The following is a 16,032-nucleotide window of genomic DNA, read 5'->3' as shown; positions in this document are numbered from 1 at the left end:
GGTGGCTGAGGAGCTGCCTCCTCGCTTTTCCCCATTTGCCTGTCGGGGCAGAGATAGGCGCCTGCGCTTTTCTGATTGTCTAGCTCCGGCGCCTTGCCCCTCGGGGTCAAATGGATAAAAGCTGTGGTGGCTGAGGAGCTGCCTCCTCGCTTTTCTCCATTTGCCTGTCGGGGCAGAGATAGGCGCCTGCGCTTTTCTTGAAACTTTGGCAATAACTTTGTTGCACCGGCATATGATAAAAAATAGGTAGGTGTTGAGGTTGAATGAAAAAGAGAAAAATCCCTTCGTTATTTCACAAGAGAATTGGTCACTCCATCGCAAAGGACATCAAGATCAGCAACGCCACACGGAAAAGGTCAAGGAAGCAATAAGAAACAACTTACCAGACTTAATAAGTGATGAAAGTATTATCATGTCAAATGGACGAGACGTTATAAAAATCCCTATTAGATCCCTGGATGAATATAAAATAAGATATAACTACGACTCTTCTAAGCATGTTGGCCAAGGTAAAGGAGACAGTCAGATTGGTGATGTTGTTGCTAAGGGGCCTGGGGAAGGAAAGGCCACAGGAACTGGTAAGCAAGCTGGAGACAAGGCAGGGCGAGATTACTATGAGGCAGAGGTTTCCATGGAAGAGATTGAAAATGCTCTTTTTAGTGACATGGAGCTACCTAGTCTAGAGGATAAAGAAAAATCCGAAATAGTAACCGAGCATATTGAGTTTAATGATATTCGGAAAAAAGGTCTTATGGGTAATATTGATAAGAAAAGGACATTAATTACAGCTATTAAGAGAAATGCTCTTAAGGGAGAAGCGGCAATTGCACCTATTCATCAGGATGATTTGCGCTTTAAAACTTGGGATGAAGTTGTTAAGCGCGAATCAAAAGCAGTTGTTCTCGCTATGATGGATACAAGTGGTTCAATGGGAGTTTTTGAAAAGTATTGTGCACGTAGCTTCTTTTTTTGGATGGTTAGATTTTTACGAATGGAATACGAGGCATTAGATATTGAATTTATTGCTCATCATACAGAAGCAAAGGTAGTTACTGAGGAAGCGTTCTTTACAAAGGGGGAGAGTGGAGGTACCATATGTTCCTCTGCTTATCAGAAGGCATTAGAGTTAATACAGGAAAAGTATCCACCTTCTCGGTATAATATTTATCCAGTTCATTTTTCAGATGGAGAAAATATGACGAGTGATAATGAAAAATGTGTGAAACTAGTTAATGAATTAATGAAGGTATCTCAAATATTTGGGTATGGGGAAGTTAATGAACACAATCGTTATTCCACTTTGATGAACACATATAAGACAATAGAAAACCCAAAATTTAGACACCACGTAATTAGAAACAATAAAGATGTATATGCTGCGTTAAAAAGTATTTTTAAAAAGGGAGTAAAGTGATGGACACAAAACTACAATATGCAATTGCCGAAATAACTGAGATTGCATCTGGTTTTGGATTGGATACATTCCCTATGAGATACGAAATATGTCCTGCAGACATTATTTATACATTCGGCGCATATGGGATGCCAACTCGTTTCGCACACTGGAGCTTTGGGAAGCAATTTCATAAAATGAAGATGCAATACGATTTTGGGCTTAGCCAAATCTATGAGTTAGTGATCAATTCGAACCCTTGTTATGCATTTCTATTAGATACAAATAGCCTTATTCAGAACAAGCTAATTATTGCTCATGTACTTGCGCATTGTGATTTTTTCAAGAATAATGTTCGCTTCTCTAACACACGGAGAGATATGGTAGAAAGCATGACTGCCACTGCCGAGAGAATTGCACACTATGAAATGGTTCATGGAAAAGAAGAGGTAGAACAATTTTTAGACGCAGTATTAGCTATTCAAGAACATATTGATTCTTCGATTGTCCGTCCTAAGCTTCCTAGTTATGACTTAGAGGAAGAAGAAATAGAGGAAAAAAGAAAAAGTGAGTATGATGATTTATGGGATTTAGACGAAAAGAAAAAAAATAAGTTGGTTCAGCCTTATCGAAAAAAGTTCCCGCCCAGACCAGAAAAAGATTTGCTATTATTTATAGAGGAGTATAGTCGGGAGCTTGAAGATTGGCAACGTGATATCTTAACGATGATGCGGGAAGAGATGCTTTATTTTTGGCCGCAGCTCGAAACAAAAATTATGAATGAGGGATGGGCAACTTTTTGGCATCAGCGAATTCTCCGAGAAATGGATTTGACTTCAGATGAAACCATTGAATTTGCCAAGTTAAATGCAAATGTTGTGCAACCTTCCAAGACGTCCATAAATCCGTATTATTTAGGACTCAAAATTTTTGAGGATATAGAGAAAAGGTATGACTCCCCTACAGCTGAAATGAGAAGAATTGGAATTGAACCAGGGCTAGGGAGAGAAAAGTTGTTTGAAGTACGGGAAATAGAGTCTGATATTTCCTTTATCAGAAATTATTTGACAAAAGAGTTAGTTAAACAAGAGGACCTTTACTTATTTGAAAAGAAAAATGGGAACTATGAAATAACTGATAAGGATTATGAGAATGTCAGAGATGAAATAATAGCGAGCCGTGAAAATGGTGGCTACCCCTACATTGTAGTAGAAAATGGTGATTTCTCTAGAAACGGGGAGTTGCATCTAAAGCACAATTATGAAGGTGTGGAATTAGATGCGCATTATTTGGAGCATGTGCTTCCATATATCTACCAGCTGTGGGGGCGTTCTATTCATATGGAAACCTTTGTCGAGAAAAAACCAGTGCTCTATACTTATGATGGAAAAAAAGTTTCAAAGAGCCTTATGTAAATACTTTAATATGAAAAAGAGGATGATCGTGAATATAAACGATCATCCTCTTTAAATTTTATATAATTTTATGAACCTACGAAGTCTCCACCATCAACATGAATAGTTTGTCCTGTAATATACGTGGAGTCATTAGATGCTAAGAAGACATAGGCAGGTGCATTTTCTGATGGCTGACCTCTTCTGCCAGTTGGATTGCTTTCAGCATGATTTTCTACCTTCTCGGCATCAAAAGTTGCTGGAATAAGTGGGGTCCATATTGGCCCAGGTGCGACGGCATTTACACGTATACCTTTTTCAACTAGATTTAACGCTAAGGAGCGTGTGAAGGAAGTGATTGCTCCTTTTGTTGCCGAGTAATCGATTAACTCAGCAGAACCTCGGTATGCTGTCACTGATGATGTATTTACAATTGTGTCCCCCTTAGACATATGCGGAAGAGCAGCCTGTGTTAGATAGAACATAGAGTATATGTTAGTAGAGAAAGTTTCCTGTAATTGATCTGGAGTAATCTCTAAGAAATTCATCGTTGGGAACTGTTTTCCTGCGTTGTTTACTAAAACATTTAACTGGCCAAATTCCTCAATAACCTGCTCTATTAACTTTTCGCAGTTTTCGTCATCGCTAATATCTACAGCAAAACTTTTTGCTTTAACTCCATAGTTTTCAACTAGCTTTACTGTTTCTTTTGCATCCTCATGTTCATCTAAATACGCAATAGCGACGTTTGCACCTTCTTTTGCATAAGCAATTGCAACTGCTTTACCAATACCGCTATCTCCTCCTGTGATTAAAGCGACTTTTCCTTTTAGCTTTTCAGAACCTTTATAATTCTCATCATCATAAATAGGTTTTGGACTCATTTCATTTTCAAAACCTGGTTGACGATTCTGTGTTTGTCCTTTGATATTTTCTTCCATTTTTTCGAATTTGTCATTACTCATGTTGAGTCCTCCTTTATTGATCTCTAATAAATGTATTCCCAGATGAAATAAAGACAAACATTAGATAAAAAGACTGACACAAGTTTAGCAAGTACAAACAAGGGTATTAATATAGAGCATGAAATTTAAAAAAATGGGGAATCTAATATGAAACCAATAATAGGTATTACTGCTGAAGTTAAAGATGATAAAAGTTATTACTTGTCTTCAGTATATTCAGATACAGTTCTACAAGCAGGAGGTATTCCTTTACTTATACCACTCATTCCTGATAAAGATATAGACCAGTTATGTCAGCAAATAGACGGGTTGATTATAACTGGAGGAGAAGATATTGATCCTTCTTATTATGGTGAGTTGCCACATCTTCACTTGCAACGAATTACTCCACGACTTGATAAAATGGAATTTGCACTTGTGCAAAAATTTCTAGAGTTAGACAAGCCATATATTGGGACTTGTAGAGGCTTGCATATGCTTAATATAGTGATGGGTGGATCTTTACACCAGTCTATTCATGAGCAAAGAGAAGAATATACTTTACAGCATAGGCAAAATTCAATAAGAACGCACAGATCACATCCGGTTAAGCTAGATAGTAAAAGTAAGGTATATCAAATGTTACAAGAAGAGGAATTTAAGGTAAATTCATTTCATCATCAAGGCGTAAATAAGCTTGGAGATGGGTTGAAAGTAGTTGCTACTGCACCGGACGGTATAGTGGAGGCAGTAGAAAGTGAAAACCACACGTTTATTTATGGTTTTCAGTGGCATCCTGAAGAATTTGCTCTAGTTGGTGATGAGCCTTCACAAAAGTTGTTTAGAAAATTTATAGAAGCTGCAATTGAAAGAAAAACTAACGAATAGCATGCCTATTAAAATAGGAGGTGAAAATATTGGGTAAAGATAAGAAGGATAATGATGTGGAATACAATTCTAATTTGAATCCTGACGATTTTAAAGAGACAGATAAGAACAATGCGGATAAGAAAGATATAACTAAACCAGGTGAGAAAGAAGAAAATAAAAATAATAAATAGTTAATATCGTATATAGAAGGTCAAAAATACTAATAAAAGAAGGATCGTTATGGCGTATGTCACAACGGTCCTTCTTTTATTTTCTCAACTTATTTTAAGCATAATAACTATTTAATAGTACAACTTATTCTCATGGAGGTGAAATCTCATGAATGATAAAAAGAAAAATCATAAAAATAAGTTAGATCGTGAAGAGTATGGTTATGGATATGACATCAGTCCAAATGATATGGGTGTGATAGGGCAGAATACAGAAGCAAAAAAACACAATAACAGCCAACAAAAGGAAACAAAAAATAATTCAAACAAATAATTAATCACTTTATGGTCACCACCTCTATTCCATATATATACATATCAACATTTTTGTTCATCTTATTTGTCGATATATGTTCTAATTCGATTGCTTCTCTCTTAGAGTGATATAACAACTTTTTTAGAGAGAAGGGTGCAGTATGTATATAGATGGGATATTTTCAGGTGGTGGGATGAAGGGGATCGGCCTAGTTGGGGCATATCAAGTTTTGGAAGAGAAAGGATATCGTCTAAAGCGTGTGGCGGGAACTAGTGCAGGAGCAATACTTGCCTGCTTTATAGCTGCAGGCTATAACGGGAGAGAAATGGAAGAGCTAATGATGAGTCAGAACTTCCAAAAACTCTTGGATCCACGAAAGACAGTAATACCATTGCCGTTTATGAAATGGTTAAACTTGTATTGGGGTTTAGGTATTTACCAAGGAAAAGCATTGGAGGATTGGTTTTTAGAGAAATTGGCTTATAAAGGTATTTATACTTTTGGAGATCTACCTCCAGGCTCGTTAAAGCTAGTTGCCTCAGATTTAACTAATGGAAAGATGATTGTCCTACCAGATGACTTAAAAAATTATGGAATCGAACCAGATACTTTTTTAGTAAGTAGGGCCTTGCGGATGAGCTGTGGAATACCCTTTTTCTTTGAACCGATAAAATTAAAATCTAGTGTTGGGGACGTAGTAGTGGTTGATGGCGGTGTGCTGAGTAACTTCCCAATGTGGATATTTGAAAATGGGTTAAAAGAGAGACCAGTTTTAGGTATTCGACTTAGTGCAAATATTGAAGAGCCGCAACCAAAAAAAATAAAAAATGGACTCGATTTATTTGAGGGCCTATTTACAACAATGAAAGATGCACATGACACAAGGTATATATCGCGAAAGATTGAAAGAAATATTATTTTTATACCTGCAGATGAATATAGTGCGACCCAATTTGAATTAGATTATGATTCTAAATTGGATTTATTGCAAAAGGGAAGAGAATCAACTACTCGATTTTTGAAAACCTGGTAATTGCATTTAAGAATGTTTAGTTTATTTCTAAAAAAGGAATAGTAAAGACATAAAGGGAAGGGGAGATTGATATGACTAATGCAAAAGAACAAGCACTAAAAATATTAAATAGTAATATGATTGGTACTATGGCGACAGTGCAGCAAAATAAGCCACATTCCCGATATATGACCTTTTTTAATGACGATTTTATCCTCTATACCGCAACAAGTAAGAAAACGCATAAAGTAGAAGAAATTGAACATAATCCATACACACACATCCTCCTAGGGTACGATGGAAAAGGATTAGGTGATTCCTTCCTGGAAATTGAAGGGAAGGTCGAGGAATCGGATGACGAATCGATGAAAGAAAAGGTTTGGAATGATGCTTTAAAAGGATGGTTTAAAGGTCCAGATGATCCGGATTTAATCATTTTGAAAATTACTCCAACACAAGTTAGAGTTATGAATACAAAAGGCGAAGGTCCAGAAATAGTTGAATTTTAACCTCTAAAACACTCAAAACGACAAAGTTTTGAGTGTTTTTATATGCTAGTAAAGAATCCAATAGATTCACTTGCATACATAAAATATAAATGGACAAACTAATCAAATCTATAGGAAGGGCAAGTGATTCTTATAACAAAGATGAAATTAGTAAAAAAGCCGATGCTTGCATATTTTATGGATGGTACCACATCGACGAATGCTTTAGTTGAAAAAAGGATTAGGTATTATAAAAAGATTACTAAAGATAATAATGACGTTTTATATAAAAATATCCCAACTAACGAAGGCATTGTTACGATTATTTTTTCTCAATCCTTAACAGATATCAAAACTTTAGAAATAATGGTTTTAATTCCTTTAGCAAATTATATTCACCAAATACATCAGGTGGCAGAATATATGAACCCCTCCAATATTGATGAGATTACAAAAAAACTTGCTATTGGTGAAACGTTATTATACTTCCATGAGACAAACCAACTGTTAAGTATTCATACGTATAGTGTAAAGGAGCGGGAAGTAACTACTTCAGAGATGGAGAGTACATTCATTGGCCCTCAAGATGTATTTACTGAATCCATACAGACAAATCTTTCGCTTGTTAAAAGACGAATAGTTAATCCAATGCTTAAAAATGAAGACTTAACAATAGGAAGCGTTTCTAATACCAAAATCACTATTATATATATAGATGATTTAGTAGATAAAACATCTCTCGAGCAATTAAAGAGTCGCTTAACCAAGCTTGATTATCCAAAGTTCTTTGATATTTCTACTCTTATGCAATTAATAGAAGATAATCCCTATTCACTATTTCCTCAATATTATATGACTGTAAAACCGGATACCACATCACATTACCTTGCAGATGGCAGAATAGTTATTTTAATGGATAACAGTCAAGCAGCTCTTGTATGCCCAACCTCCTTTTTAGAAATGTTCATTAGTGCGGAGGATTATTATAATCGCTGGCCATCTGCTAGCTTAGTTAGATCTCTTCGATTTTTTGGTTTTTTCTTAACCATTATGATTACTCCAACTTATATTTCCGCATTAACCTTTCACCAGGAGGTGCTTCCTTATGAGCTCCTTTTAAATCTTCAAGAATCTAGAATGAAAGTGCCTTTTTCTCCTCTCTTTGAGGTGTTATTTATTGAACTAATTGTAGAGGTATTAAAAGAAGCAGGGGCCAGGATGCCAGCGAAAATTGGCCAAACGATAGGGATTGTTGGAGGGATTGTTATTGGTACTGCAGCAGTTGAAGCTGGCCTAGTCAGTAATATTCTAATCGTTATTGTGGCTACTTCTGCTCTGTTGTCCTTCCTTCCACCGGTTTTCCATATGAGTAATACGAGCAGGACTATTCGTTATGTCTTTATACTTTCAGCCGGTATCTTTGGTTTGTTTGGTCAAATGCTCGCATTTGCATGGCTAATTGCCCACTTATTAAGAGTAAAATCCCTCGGTACGCCTTTTATGTCACCCGTTATACCGAGAAGGGTGTCTGATTTGATGGACAGTGTTGTACGTTTTCCAATATCTTTCTTAAAGAGGAAAAGCGGGATTTCTCGTTCCAAAAAACGAAGTATATAGGTAGGTGAACATACCTGAGTGCTAATAAAGAGAGTTTAAAAGGCTATCATGTCATTTTTTTGGTACAGAGTATTATGTTTGGTACAGGAGTTCTGTCACTGCCTGAAAGATTGAGTAGTCTAGGGTACAGCCAGGCATTGATGCCAATCCTATTTGGAGTAATTGCAAGTATATCTCTATGGCCAATGATCTGGATATGTTCAAAATATCATGCAAAAAACTTGTTTGAGATTAATGAAGAAATATTAGGTAAGTCTTTAGGAAAGTGTATTAACGCCTTTATAGTAATTCAGTTAATTTTACTAGCAACTGCAAAGGTCAGCAATTATGTACAGCTGATTCAAAGCACGGCTCTCCAAGAACAAACGACAAGCATACCTCTTATTTTAGTTTTGCTATTGGTATTGTATATCGTTAATGGTGGTATAAAAAATGTTGCTAGATTTTGTATAATGGCATTTTTTATTACAATACCGATGGTTTATTTTTTAAAATGGTCTATAAATAAAGGTGATATAAGCCATGTTTTCCCTTTGTTTAATCATAGTTGGAATGATTTTTTTGTGGCATTTGACCAAGGCTTTAATACTGTATTCGGATATGAGGTAATATTAATATTCTTTCCTTATATTATTAATAAACAAAAAGCGTTTAAGCATGCATTAATAGGTATTTGGATTAGTGTATCTTTGTTCTTCTTGACTACCCTGGTAAGTGTCATGTATTTTTCTGAATGGCAGCTAAGTAATGTTCAGTACTCTGTTTTACATCTATTTAAAGCAGGGGGATTTTCTTTTGTGGAGAGAATAGATATTTTTGGTATTACCTTGTGGGTATTTTTAGTGCTTTCATCTGTGTCAGGATATATCTGGGCTTCTATGAAAGGTGTAAATTCTATTATATCCAAAAGAAAAAGTTCCCACGTTTATATAATAGCTACTACCATTTTCGTAATCCTTACGCTACCACTTTCTCATGAAAATTTAGAGAGGGCTTTTATTGTAAGTTATAGAATTGGTTATGGACTATTACTGTGGCCAATTATTTTAATTGCCCTTCACTTTATTAAAAAAAGCAGGTGGAATCATGAGTAAAAAAATCATTTTAATATTATTAATAGGAATGGTTTTTTTGACGGGCTGCAATTTGAATGAAAAGAAGGTCCCGATTGAAGGTATTGATATGGTAGGAATTCTTGGATTTGACTATGAGGGAGAAGGCACTTATAAACTAACTGCAGCCATTCCTCAAAAATCCAAGTATGCTAATGAAAGAACACAAATCTATACAACTACAACTGAATTAGTCACAACAGGAATGGTTGACATTGAGAAAAAAACAGAGAAAAAAGTAGTTTTAAATCAATTACGTGTCATTTTATTTAGTGAGGAATTTGCTACTAGTGGAAAGGTTGAAGAAGTAATCAAGCATTTATACCGAAACACACAAGTAGGCAATGAGGTTTTGCTGGCTATTGTAAAAGGTAGTGCTGAGGAGTTAATGCGACAGGATTATACTGACAAGGCAAGCGTCATAAACTATGTCAGTGACCTGCTCCAGCCAAGTGTAAACTTAGCATTTAACCCAAATACTAATATACATGACTTGATGTATACACAAACTAATCCTAATATAGATTCAATTATGCCTGTAATTGAGCTTAAAGGGAAAAAGTTGGAGTTAACTGGTGTCGCCTTATTTAAAGGGGATCATATGGAAAACGTACTTCATCCAGATGATGCCTTATATATTCAAGCAATACAGGGGAAGAAAAAACTATCTCCCTTTACCTTAAATGTGGGGGGAGGAGATACACTCTTACTTGATTTCATTGATAACAGTGTAAAAATTATAAGTAATAAAAGCTTAGAATCCCCAAGATTAAAAATTATACTTAAGATAGAGGGAACGATGTCAGAGTATAAAGGTAAAAATATTTCCTTTAAAGACCCAGAAATCATGGAAAGATTAGAAAAAGATGCAGAGAAGGATTTGAAAAAAAAAATCAATGATTTCTTAGAAGAAATGCAAAAATTAGAGGTCGATCCCATTGGATTGACAGAAAACGTACGTCGACATCAGCGAGTTAAGTGGGATACCGAGCTTACCCGTAAAACTATAAGTAAAATGAAGTGGGATATTGAGGTTGATATGTCTATTTTAAGTACAGGTGTACTTCACTAGAAGATGATTTAAGGAGGACATGAATATCAAGTCCTCCTTAAATCATACTATTTATTTTTTCTAGAGGAATGTCTCAGTTCTGCAAATTCTCGAGCAAATTCTTCTCGGACATCCTTAGGCTTAATCTTCATATTCTTTGGTGTCTGAGGTAAGGAACCAGTGTTATTACTACTTCCCTTTTTGTCGTCTCTACCCATGGTGTGATACTCCCTTTCTAAAATTTTCTCTTTATTAAGATGAGAAGAAAAGGTAATTTTACTCCTGGGAATAAAACTTATTTAGAAATCATTTTTCCTTTTTCTTGTTCCACTACAGGTGGAATGTAAGCTAATGACGATCTAAAATTTAATTCGAATGTAGTTCCAACGCCTACCTCGGACTCTACATGAATATTTCCATTCATTGCACGGATAACACTAAAAACAACCAATATACCAAGACCAGTTCCTTGGTTCCCTTTTGTAGAGTAATACGGCTCTCCTAAACGACTTAATTGCTCATCAGTCATTCCTGAACCAGTATCTTTGATCGTGATGACGACGTTCGTAGGCGTAGCTTCTGTCCCCACAGTTAAAATTCCTCCTGAAGACATAGATTCTATTCCATTCTTCATAATATTAACTAAGCTTTGATGAAATTTTTGACTGTCACCCATAATTATGGATTCCTCTGCGAAATCTGTAATTATTTCCACAGACCTATTTTGTGCCAGTGGTATAAGCATTTGTATGACTTGATTTAATGCCTTGTTGATGAGAATAGTGTTTTCAGTTTCTGGATCAACTTTAGAAATTGTAAGATAATCTTGAATAACTCTTTCAGCTGACTGAAGCTCACTTTTAACGATAGATAAATACTGCCTTTTTGTGTCTGCTGAAATTGAGTCGTTATGTAAAAGTTGGACAAAACCTATAGCAGCAGTCAATGGATTGCGTATTTCATGAGAGATAGCGGCACCCATCTTTTCCACAACTCCTTGCCTTTCTAAAGTTACAAGTTGCTGTCTGTAGATTGTAAATTTATCAACCTCCTCTAAAAAGTAGGTGATCATCCCTACTCCTAAAGGTTGTAAAAATAAAAATGCAAAACTTACATCAAGTATGTCATAACCATCTAACATAAAAAGTAAGGGAGTGGTTTGATAAATTCCTACGATATAAATAAAGCCTATTGCTATCCAAATTCGTTGTTCTCTATTTTTTCCCAAAAACCAAGGGTGTATCTTCCATAAAATAAGAGAGAAAATAGCATAATAAGATACTGTTACCCAAAATCCTAAATCTATTCCAAAAAAGGCTCTAATAATAATTGCTGTTAGACCTAGGTATGGACCTAGACCAATATAAAGCGCACCAATTACAAAAGGAATATTTCTTAAGTCCAATAAGATATTTTCAGATAAAGGATAGCTAAATCCGTAGCAAATTATGAGGCTGGCGAAACAATACAACGTCGCAATGAATTGTACCTTTTTCGTATTTTCAAGCCAAATCAAGCTGAAAAAAAGTAATACTATTAAAAGAGATAGGTTGAAAAAAAAATGTAGCGTCAGCTCCATAGTATTACCTCTTTTCAGAAAGATTGAATGTGAATTAAAACTTTACCAGAATATATATGAAGTTTTTTGTTTGCGGAAGGTAAAGTAATAAGTAGTTTCCTGTTCGGTTCTCTTCGTTCGAACAGTACCTTTTATATTTCTTATAATACCGAAATCAATGGATGTGTCTAGTACTTTAGATTCCATTTGATTTTCTGTGGTAGGACTAGTTATTGTAATAAGAATTTTGTTTTTAGTCTCCTTAGTTGTGATAGATATAACGCCTCCATCTGTTAAGGAAACTATATTATTTTTAATGATATTTATGAATGTGTGCTGGAACTTTGCACGATCTCCGTCTATTAAACTAGTAGACGATAAATCAGAGACAATCTTAACGGAATAATAGTTAGCTAATGGTTGTAAAAGCTTTAGAACAATAGGGAGTTCCTCTTGAATATTTAATTCTTTTGTATGTTCTGTTATAGGCTTAGAGTAAGTTAAATAATCTTGAATAATTTTCTCTGCCAAATCAAGTTCGTCTTTTAAAATAGCAAGGTATTGCTTGCTTTTTTCAGAATCTAGGGGTTCTCTAGTTAATAATTCGACAAATCCAATTGCTGAAGTTAAAGGATTTCTAATTTCATGTGATATAGCCGCACCCATTTGTTCTACGGCTTCTTTTTTTTCTACTTTTATTAAAAGCTTCCTTTGGGTATTTATTTTTTCAAAGGCTTCAATAATATATGTAATGATGGCAATGCCAAGTGGGGGAATAACTATATATGCTATATATAAATCTAAAGTATGTGCGCTCCCACTAGTGTTTAGTACAACTAATAATATAAAAAGGCTCATTATAAGAGCTAAAAAGGAGGAACAAATTATACGATATTTAGATTTTAATCGCATAAAATAAGGAGATACTATCCATAATGCAATACTTAGTATGCCATTGATCGTAAGAGTCATATAGAAACCTAAATCTATTCCATGTAGACCTCTTAGTAAAATGACGATTGCGCACAAAATTGGACTCAACCTAAAATAGAGGCTTCCTATAAGTAAAGGGACCATTCGTAAATCTAGCATTAATTCATCCGTTAAATGATAGGAAAACAAATAGCACAGAAGTAATGTAATAACAAAAAATATTAAAGAGGTTTTTTTTCTTTTAAGCAGGCTACCAGGTTTTCTTAAGTTAGTGAAACAAAGGAAAAACAAGATGATAATTAAGGATAAATTGAATAGAAAATTAACGGTAATAAGCTCCAATTTAATACCTCATCTCACCTTAAGATTATAAATTTATATTATCTTTAAATCGAAGGGTATTCAAGTTTTTATTTAATTATTTGGAAAATTTAATAAAATGAAAGTAAATAAAAACCAGATCTATAAGCTAGATCTGGTTTTTACTATAGGGTTTCTTTATTAAAAAAAGAAATTAGCTGCTTATTAGTAGGAGCTTGGATTTTAAACGTTAGCTCTCTATCACCGCTATTTTCAATACGTGGGATGATGGATTCTATTACATGGAACTTCCAAAAAGATGGCTTACTTTTCGTGCTTTTTTCGGTATCCGAAGTCATCATTTTACGTTGGAAGGGATGTAACTTACACATAAGGAATTTTTCTTTTAGACGTATGAGTAAATATCCATCATCTGTTTCAGGGTTAAACTTTTTCATAAGTGATTCACCTAGCTCAAAGGTGTTTGATTTATTTTGAACCGATGGCGAAATGACGAATATATTTCCTTTACGAAACACGGAAGTATTAGAAACCTGTTGTAGACCTAACTCGTTAATTAAAAAATCGAGATTTACTTGTGATGCTTCACTAGCGACTGACATAAAGTAGTGCCTCCTTTACAAATCCACAAACTCATTACTATTAAGTATACCCCATTTTCTCATTAATATCTTAAGTTAAGCATAATAAAATTAATAATTTACTGATTTTTCGTAAAAAAAACCAAAAAATATATAAAAATGGCCTTCCTACTAAGTATATTTTGAGTAGAAACACTTAATTCCTATAATGTAAAAATTTTTATAGAAGGACAAATTAAATGAAATTAATTTTACACAAAAACATATTAAAGTACGTTTACAATAAAAATGTAAAACTTTTTTTCAATTAGTCTGTCTAATTAATAGGGACGTAGAAATGGGGTGATGGTTTGAGCGAACAACTGTTATTAGTAAAAAGAGCGATAAAGGGGAATGAGGAAGCTTTTTTGGACTTGATGCATGTGCATCAGGAAGCATTATATAGGACTGCTATATCCTTTTTAAAAAATGAAGAGGATGCATTGGAGGCTGTGCAGGAAGTTACCTATAGAGCCTTTAAACATATAAGAAAACTGAAAGAGCCAGCGTATTTCAAAACATGGATCATACGGATTATGATGAACTATTGCCAGGATGAAATTCGAAAAAGTAAGCGTGAGTTAGTGGAGGATGACTTACTACACTTAATTGGAGTAGAGGAGAATTTTACCTTTCTAGAAATAGAAGAGGCACTTAAACATCTGACTGACTACGAAAGAGAGCTACTCCATCTCAAATACTTTGAAGACATCAAAATTAAAGATATTGCAATCATGTGGAAGACACCAGAAGGGACGATTAAAACTAGACTACATAAGGCACTCCGCTCATTACGACATCAATTTGAAGGAAAAGGGGAGATGAAGCGTGTTTGAAGAGGAAAAGCAGAAGTTAGAGAAACGCAAAAACGTGATCAATCAGGTAGAGATTCCTTTGGATAAGCTACAGATGTCCGTAAGAAATGGCTTTGAAAAAGCAAAACAAGAGAAAACAAGGAAGAGAATGATTGCGAAGCGCAGTATATTGTCCATTGCTATGGTAGCCATTTTATTCATAGCATTTGTAACCTCGGTAAACGTTTCTCCAGCCTTTGCCAGCAAAGTATCAGCGATTCCTGGCTTGGATAGAGTAGTAGCTCTTATTCAAAATGACAAGGGTCTTGTAGCAGCAGTAGAACATGACATCTATCAACCGGTAAATGTATCCCAAACCGAACACGGAATTACGGTTACGTTGGATGGAGTGATTGTTGATGAGAAAGGGATGGTTATTTTTTATACCGTGGAATCGAAGGAAAAGGATTTGAGTGAATTAGGATATAAATATTGGCGAGTGAAGTCAAATAAAAGATCGCCATATGAATATAGTATGGAAATCCGTAATAGCTTTTATCCCTTAGCTACAGAAAAGGGATTGAAGGCTTTCAGCTCTAGTCATCGTATAGAATCTAGGTATAAGTCAAGTCTGCCTTCTGAAGGCCATAGATTAGAAATAGGAATTATCAATGGAGATAAAATTGAAAACTTTAAAATACCCTTTTCCTACGAGAAAATAAATAACTTGGAGAGCAAAACTTTTACCGTGAATAAGGAAGTAGAGATAGAGGGGCAAATAATAGAACTAAAATTTATTGTAGTAGATCCGACGGGAATGAAGTTATTTTTAGAGGCAAAACCAAGTAATACCAAAAAGTTTTTATATGGTGCATTTAATAATATCCGATTGGTAGATGAAAAAGGCAGAGAATGGTCCACGCACGCTGATAGCTATTATTGGGAGCAAAATAAATTTACGGTTTCCGTGCCTGATAGCTTTTATTTTTATAGTCCTAAAAAACTTACGATAAATTTTGGAAAAGTGGCTGCAATCGATAAAGACGAGGCTTATTTACTCATTGATACAAATTTATCTAAGTTTATAAAGCAGCCAAAGGATTCTATCTTCTCAGATTTAAAAATTGAAAACAATCAAGTTAGCTTTGTTATCGATGTAGATAGAAACAAAGAGTTCGTCTATTTTCCAAAAATAACAAATGAAAGGGAAGAGGAGTATACATTTAAGTATGACGACAGTCCCTATTATCCAAGCACTCAATATGTGACTAGCTCTTTTACAGATCTCCCAGATGGGAAAACAAAATTTGAATTTCAAATTCCACCAAATAGCAAACAGGTTAGATTGGTCTTAGATTATTATCCTTCTTGGATTGAGGATGAAAACGTAAAGATTGAAATAGATTTGCAAGATAAATAAGGAAAGTGTAAGTTGCCAA

The 16,032-nt window shown here is 34.8% G+C and carries 17 protein-coding genes; 12 read left to right on the top strand and 5 right to left on the bottom strand.

What is annotated here, in order from left to right; translation table 11 throughout:
• Positions 1-259 precede the first annotated feature (259 nt).
• Both yhbH and HF876_RS05735 read left to right on the top strand, forming a co-directional pair.
• The gene (yhbH, locus tag HF876_RS05740; RefSeq protein ID WP_240949660.1) at positions 260-1,414 is read left to right on the top strand and encodes a sporulation protein YhbH; all 1,155 of its coding nucleotides are present in this window, start codon (positions 260-262) and stop codon (positions 1,412-1,414) included.
• A complete protein-coding gene (locus tag HF876_RS05735) occupies positions 1,414-2,808 on the top strand; it encodes a SpoVR family protein (protein ID WP_169359104.1) in 1,395 nt (464 codons plus the stop codon). The genes yhbH and HF876_RS05735 overlap by 1 nt, the downstream gene beginning before the upstream one ends.
• 68 nt (positions 2,809-2,876) lie before the next feature.
• On the opposite strand, the gene HF876_RS05730 is transcribed toward HF876_RS05735, so the two are convergent.
• The gene (locus tag HF876_RS05730) at positions 2,877-3,752 is read right to left on the bottom strand and encodes an SDR family oxidoreductase (RefSeq protein WP_169359103.1); all 876 of its coding nucleotides are present in this window, start codon (positions 3,750-3,752) and stop codon (positions 2,877-2,879) included.
• Positions 3,753-3,899: 147 nt separating this feature from the next.
• On the opposite strand from HF876_RS05730, the gene HF876_RS05725 reads away from it, so the two are divergent.
• From HF876_RS05725 to HF876_RS05690, 8 genes are all read left to right on the top strand, one after another.
• Entirely contained in the window at positions 3,900-4,619 is a 720-nt protein-coding gene (locus HF876_RS05725) for a gamma-glutamyl-gamma-aminobutyrate hydrolase family protein (protein ID WP_169359102.1), read from the top strand.
• 29 nt (positions 4,620-4,648) lie between these two features.
• Positions 4,649-4,792, top strand: a complete 144-nt coding sequence (locus tag HF876_RS05720) for a hypothetical protein (protein ID WP_169359101.1) — start codon at positions 4,649-4,651, stop codon at positions 4,790-4,792.
• A gap of 148 nt (positions 4,793-4,940) precedes the next feature.
• Positions 4,941-5,105 carry a hypothetical protein gene (locus HF876_RS05715; protein WP_169359100.1) on the top strand — a complete coding sequence of 55 codons (165 nt, stop codon included), beginning with the start codon at positions 4,941-4,943 and terminating at the stop codon, positions 5,103-5,105.
• 142 nt (positions 5,106-5,247) lie between these two features.
• Positions 5,248-6,120 carry a patatin-like phospholipase family protein gene (locus HF876_RS05710; protein ID WP_169359099.1) on the top strand — a complete coding sequence of 291 codons (873 nt, stop codon included), beginning with the start codon at positions 5,248-5,250 and terminating at the stop codon, positions 6,118-6,120.
• A 71-nt stretch (positions 6,121-6,191) separates the two neighbouring features.
• Positions 6,192-6,608 carry a pyridoxamine 5'-phosphate oxidase family protein gene (locus tag HF876_RS05705; RefSeq protein WP_169359098.1) on the top strand — a complete coding sequence of 139 codons (417 nt, stop codon included), beginning with the start codon at positions 6,192-6,194 and terminating at the stop codon, positions 6,606-6,608.
• Positions 6,609-6,731: 123 nt separating this feature from the next.
• On the top strand, positions 6,732-8,204 hold the full coding sequence (locus HF876_RS05700) for a spore germination protein (protein ID WP_346764035.1): 1,473 nt from the start codon (positions 6,732-6,734) through the stop codon (positions 8,202-8,204).
• Between the two features lie 14 nt (positions 8,205-8,218).
• A complete protein-coding gene (locus tag HF876_RS05695; RefSeq protein ID WP_277347077.1) occupies positions 8,219-9,298 on the top strand; it encodes a GerAB/ArcD/ProY family transporter in 1,080 nt (359 codons plus the stop codon).
• Entirely contained in the window at positions 9,291-10,388 is a 1,098-nt protein-coding gene (locus HF876_RS05690; RefSeq protein ID WP_169359096.1) for a Ger(x)C family spore germination protein, read from the top strand. Before HF876_RS05695 ends, HF876_RS05690 begins: the two co-directional genes overlap by 8 nt.
• Before the next feature lie 47 nt (positions 10,389-10,435).
• On the opposite strand, the gene HF876_RS05685 is transcribed toward HF876_RS05690, so the two are convergent.
• From HF876_RS05685 to HF876_RS05670, 4 genes are all read right to left on the bottom strand, one after another.
• Positions 10,436-10,585, bottom strand: coding sequence for a YfhD family protein (locus tag HF876_RS05685; protein ID WP_169359095.1), 150 nt, complete (start codon positions 10,583-10,585; stop codon positions 10,436-10,438).
• A gap of 77 nt (positions 10,586-10,662) precedes the next feature.
• Entirely contained in the window at positions 10,663-11,946 is a 1,284-nt protein-coding gene (locus HF876_RS05680; RefSeq protein ID WP_169359094.1) for a sensor histidine kinase, read from the bottom strand.
• A 42-nt stretch (positions 11,947-11,988) separates the two neighbouring features.
• On the bottom strand, positions 11,989-12,966 hold the full coding sequence (locus tag HF876_RS05675; protein ID WP_169359093.1) for a sensor histidine kinase: 978 nt from the start codon (positions 12,964-12,966) through the stop codon (positions 11,989-11,991).
• Between the two features lie 377 nt (positions 12,967-13,343).
• Positions 13,344-13,781, bottom strand: coding sequence for a hypothetical protein (locus HF876_RS05670; protein WP_169359092.1), 438 nt, complete (start codon positions 13,779-13,781; stop codon positions 13,344-13,346).
• 329 nt (positions 13,782-14,110) lie between these two features.
• Here HF876_RS05670 and HF876_RS05665 point away from each other — a divergent pair, with 329 nt between their 5' ends.
• Positions 14,111-14,635 (top strand): sigma-70 family RNA polymerase sigma factor, encoded by a 525-nt coding sequence (locus tag HF876_RS05665; RefSeq protein WP_240949658.1) that lies wholly within the window; start codon positions 14,111-14,113, stop codon positions 14,633-14,635.
• Complete coding sequence (locus HF876_RS05660) at positions 14,628-16,013, top strand: DUF4179 domain-containing protein (protein ID WP_169359091.1); 1,386 nt, start codon at positions 14,628-14,630, stop codon at positions 16,011-16,013. The genes HF876_RS05665 and HF876_RS05660 overlap by 8 nt, the downstream gene beginning before the upstream one ends.
• Positions 16,014-16,032 lie beyond the last annotated feature (19 nt).

The sequence above is a fragment of the Psychrobacillus sp. BL-248-WT-3 genome (assembly GCF_012843435.1).
Classification (GTDB): Bacteria; Bacillota; Bacilli; order Bacillales_A; family Planococcaceae; genus Psychrobacillus.
Note: the sequence above shows the minus strand (reverse complement) of the source record. Positions and strands in the feature narration are given on the sequence as shown.